The sequence below is a fragment of the Acinetobacter sp. YH01008 genome (genome assembly GCF_013420435.1).
GTDB classification, from domain to species: Bacteria; Pseudomonadota; Gammaproteobacteria; order Pseudomonadales; family Moraxellaceae; genus Acinetobacter; species Acinetobacter pseudolwoffii.
The window spans coordinates 1-3,961 of the sequence record NZ_VOYD01000063.1 but is presented as its reverse complement, the minus strand read 5'-3'; the positions used below and the strand labels follow the sequence as shown (position 1 = coordinate 3,961).

At 35.9% G+C, this 3,961-nt stretch carries 3 protein-coding genes and 1 pseudogene; all 4 read left to right on the top strand.

Annotated features, from left to right (window positions below; translation table 11 throughout):
* Window positions 1-1,368 (top strand): annotated as a pseudogene (locus FTT75_RS15405) (mobilization protein); the annotation flags it as partial.
* A gap of 648 nt (window positions 1,369-2,016) precedes the next feature.
* Window positions 2,017-2,934 (top strand): replication initiation protein RepM, encoded by a 918-nt coding sequence (gene repM / locus FTT75_RS15400; RefSeq protein WP_120403855.1) that lies wholly within the window; start codon window positions 2,017-2,019, stop codon window positions 2,932-2,934.
* A 48-nt stretch (window positions 2,935-2,982) separates the two neighbouring features.
* Window positions 2,983-3,534 carry a plasmid replication DNA-binding protein gene (locus tag FTT75_RS15395; RefSeq protein ID WP_180186803.1) on the top strand — a complete coding sequence of 184 codons (552 nt, stop codon included), beginning with the start codon at window positions 2,983-2,985 and terminating at the stop codon, window positions 3,532-3,534.
* Between the two features lie 12 nt (window positions 3,535-3,546).
* Window positions 3,547-3,690: a hypothetical protein gene (locus tag FTT75_RS15390; protein WP_167514224.1), complete on the top strand. Its 144-nt coding sequence runs from the start codon at window positions 3,547-3,549 to the stop codon at window positions 3,688-3,690.
* Window positions 3,691-3,961: the final 271 nt, after the last annotated feature.

Below are 3,961 nucleotides of genomic sequence, written 5' to 3'. Positions count from 1 at the left end.
GTTGCAGAGCCTCAGAATCGACGAAAAGCTCCTGCAGAACAGCATTCAACACCAAGTACAGCAAGCGATAGAGGGGCAGAGAGAGACAATAGAGAGTCAGTTGCAGAGCCTTTTGACGGAAAAATTGAACAGTCAGAGAGCACTTTACGGACTACTTGGGACAGTGATATTTACAGTGTTGATGTTTTTAATCAGTTTTTATTTCGCCTTTCAAACACGAACCCACGTAAAAACAATCGAAGCACAAAAGCAAATGATTCAACAGAACGCACAAGCGATAACAAACCAAATCAACTATTTGAACAGCCTACGGAGATAAGGCATGCAGAGCGAAATCGACCATTTTTTGACAGAGCAAAACAACTTATTGATGCAACAAAACAGCTTGTTAGCGGAGCAAAACAAGGTTTTGAATCAACAAGTCGATTCATTAAAGACCATCTTGACCGGCTACAGCGAAGTAGAGCAGGAATTACAGGGCAAAATCAGCATTTTGCAGGCGGAGAAACAGGCACAACAAGACTTGATCTTGGCACTCAAAGGCGAGCTATCCAAAATCGAGCAGGGGAGTTTTTCGCAGGATTTACAGCAAAACTTTCAAAGCAACTTAATGAGCCAATTACAAACGCAATTAACACAAGCCTTAAGCCATCTGAACTTAAGCAATATTGTGAACAGTATGGTGAGCACAGAACTCAGACCTATTCGACAGAAAATTACAGCTCAACAGACAGATCTAGAGCAGGCTCTCTTGAAGCTCTCACAACTCAAAGTATCAACCAGTATAGACGAAGACTTGAGGACTCAGGACAAGCGACTACAGCAGTTAGAAACAATGTTTGGAGACTTGATAACATTGATCAAAGGTTTGAGGAACTAACTGAATTAGTCAAAGATATTAGGATAAAGCCGCAACGAGCATCAAAGTTTAGCCTGAGGTATGACAATTACTATCCAAACTATAATATCGGCCATGAGAGACTTTCTAAAAAACAAGATGAGTTATACCGAAATAAAAACCAATTAGGCATTATCGACTGTATCGCTGAAAAGGCAGACAACTTGAAGCAGTATACGTCTCGTGCATCGAATAGCCTCAGTAGTTACGACTATGAAAAAATTGAAAAGATCATTAAAAATGATGAAATCATGCTCAAATATTTAAACTGTGAAATCATTTTAGAGCCACAAAATGATCGTTTAAAGTCTCAAAGACAGGCATATCAAAACTGTTTAGATAGCTTTAAGTACATAAAAATCTTTATTGCAGAGAAAAAAGCCCCTATCGCTGAAAAACATTTTTCACAGCCAAGCCCAGAACCTGAAAATAAACCACAACAGAATCGTGATTTCGATTTTGATTTTTAATCTAATTCAGCAAAAACAGTAATAAGGGGGGGATGAACGATAAATGGTTTATTCGCTCACACTCCGTTCGCTTTATTTTTTCCTTTGAAAGCAAATAAGTTTAAACCGAGCGAGTGTCCACGAGCGATTGAGCAATATCAAAATTTCGCCCTCGCTTTTTCCCTGATTACAAAGCTCCCTTTCGCATTTGAACGAGATTAGCCGAGCAAAGCGACTGTATGAACTTGGCTCCATGATCGAGCGTAGCGAGCATAAATGATTTATGAGCGAAGCGAATTCCGAGTTGCTTTTGTTTTTTCTTAACTTCACGTAAGTATTAGCCAAAAAATTGCCCCAACGAATCGAGCGAAAGCGAGATTCAATAGAGTTTGAGCGTAGCGAAAACCAAGGGCAATTTTTCATTCCCTGTGCTTTTAATTATTTTAAAGCTTTTAAATGCTTTTAGACATTAAAAAAATATTTAAAATTAATATCTTAAATTGTTATAAAGATAGGTTTAAGGGGTTATAAAGATAGGTTTAAGGGGTTATAAAGATAGGTTTAAGGGGTTATAAAGATAGGTTTAAGGGGTATTTGAATAGTTGGATTATTGACTATTTAAATTAGGCGGTATATAACCTAGTTAGATTAATAAGTAACCTTGGAATTATGACAAATACCAATAAGTTAGTTGTAAAGGATAATGCTCTTATTGATGCCTCTTTCAATTTATCCCTAATAGAGCAACGGATTATGCTTCTAGCAATAGTTGAAGCTAGAGAATCAAATAACCTTTCCCCAGATACCCCTATAGAAGTATCTGTGAGCGACTATATCTATCAATTTAAAGTGGATAGTAATAATGCTTATGCCCTACTTAAAGATGCTTCTAAAACGTTAAAGCGAAGAGAGTTTAGCTATTTAGATAGGTATAAGGGCATAGAAGCACTTTCAACGGCTAATTGGGTTAATAAAGTGACCTATGTTGATAAGAGCGGTTTGATTGTTTTATATCTTAGTCATGAAGTAATTAGCTTAATTAGTAAATTAAGTGAACAATTCACAAAATACTATATCGAACAAGTTTCTGACTTTAAAAGCAAATATAGTATTCGATTATATGAACTTATTATTAAGTGGTTAAGCGTTGCTAAGACTGAAAAATACAGTATCAATGATTTAAGATCAAAGCTTGGACTTGGTGTTGAAGAGTATTCAACTATGTCCAATTTCAAGTCTAATGTATTAGACAAAGCAATTAGTGAAATCAACAAACATACTGATATAACTGTAGATTATCAGCAATTTAAGAAAGGAAGAGTGATTACTGATATCCAGTTCTCTATTAAGTCTAAAGCTCGACCATCTAAACAAACTAACACTATCAAGCAATCTTTTTATCAAATGAATGATGCACAACTTAACTTATTTGGAAATCAGTTATCTCGTCTACATGAACTGTCTCATTTAGCAAATCAAGGTGAAAGCTATGAAGAATTAGCGATTAAAATTAAAGATATGCTCAGAGATCCAACACAGCAAAAACAACTTCTTCCACATCTTAAAAATCTAGGTTTTAAGGCTTAAGTACATTACAGTTCATGTAATGAGGGACTAAAACATAATTAAAGAACTATGCCTAAATTTACTGTTGCAGAATTAGCTAAAAAATATGGAATTGCTCGTACATCAATTTATGATCGTATGAAGAACGGTTCTATCAGTTATGAAATTGATGCGAAGAATCGAAAAGTGATTGATTTTAGTGAAATGCAACGTGTTTACGGTACGCCTAACAGTCAGGCTGATAGTAAGCCTGATAGTAAGGAAAACGACAACACTACAGTTGAACTGTACAAGCAATTAATTGAAGAGTTACGGCACGATAAATCAGTTGCCGAAGAGCGTGAAAGACGTATGTATAAGGAGATTGAGCAACTCAAAGATAAGATTGACAATCTAACCTTAGCACTTGGTTATACACCTAAAAATATTCAGCCTGACAGTGAGCCTGACAGTACAAATGAACAAGTCCGTACAACTACAGACTTACAAGAAACTGTACAGCCGTCACAAGTTACGCCAATAGAAGATAAGCCTATTCAGCAAACAACTACTGCTGTGCCACAACCTAAAAAACGTGGCTTATTTGGCCGTGTACTGAATGCTGTTTTTGATAATGACTAAGGGAGAAAGATCATGCCGAAACTGAAAGACATTGCCCTAGGCATTATTGTGGCCCCGCTGTTGATCCCGATCATGCTGATCGCATCGTACCAGGATAAAAAGGAGCTGAAAAAAGAGCTGGATAAACGCCAAAAAGAAAAAGACCAGGCATCCTGATTATTCAATTGAGCTAATCAAAAGCGTGAAACATTGATCAAAGAATATGCGTGGAACGTGAAAAATCATAAAAAAAACCCATTCGGGCTAGAATGGGCTGTTAAGTTTAGACTATACCACTGAAATTAAAGAATAAAATATTAGCATTTCGTATAAGGTGTATTATGTTAATTTTAGTAGAACTAATAAATCTATATATTTGAAAATGTCATTTTACTCAATTAAATACTCTTCAGATATTTCACACTGTTCAACAAAAAAATGATCATGT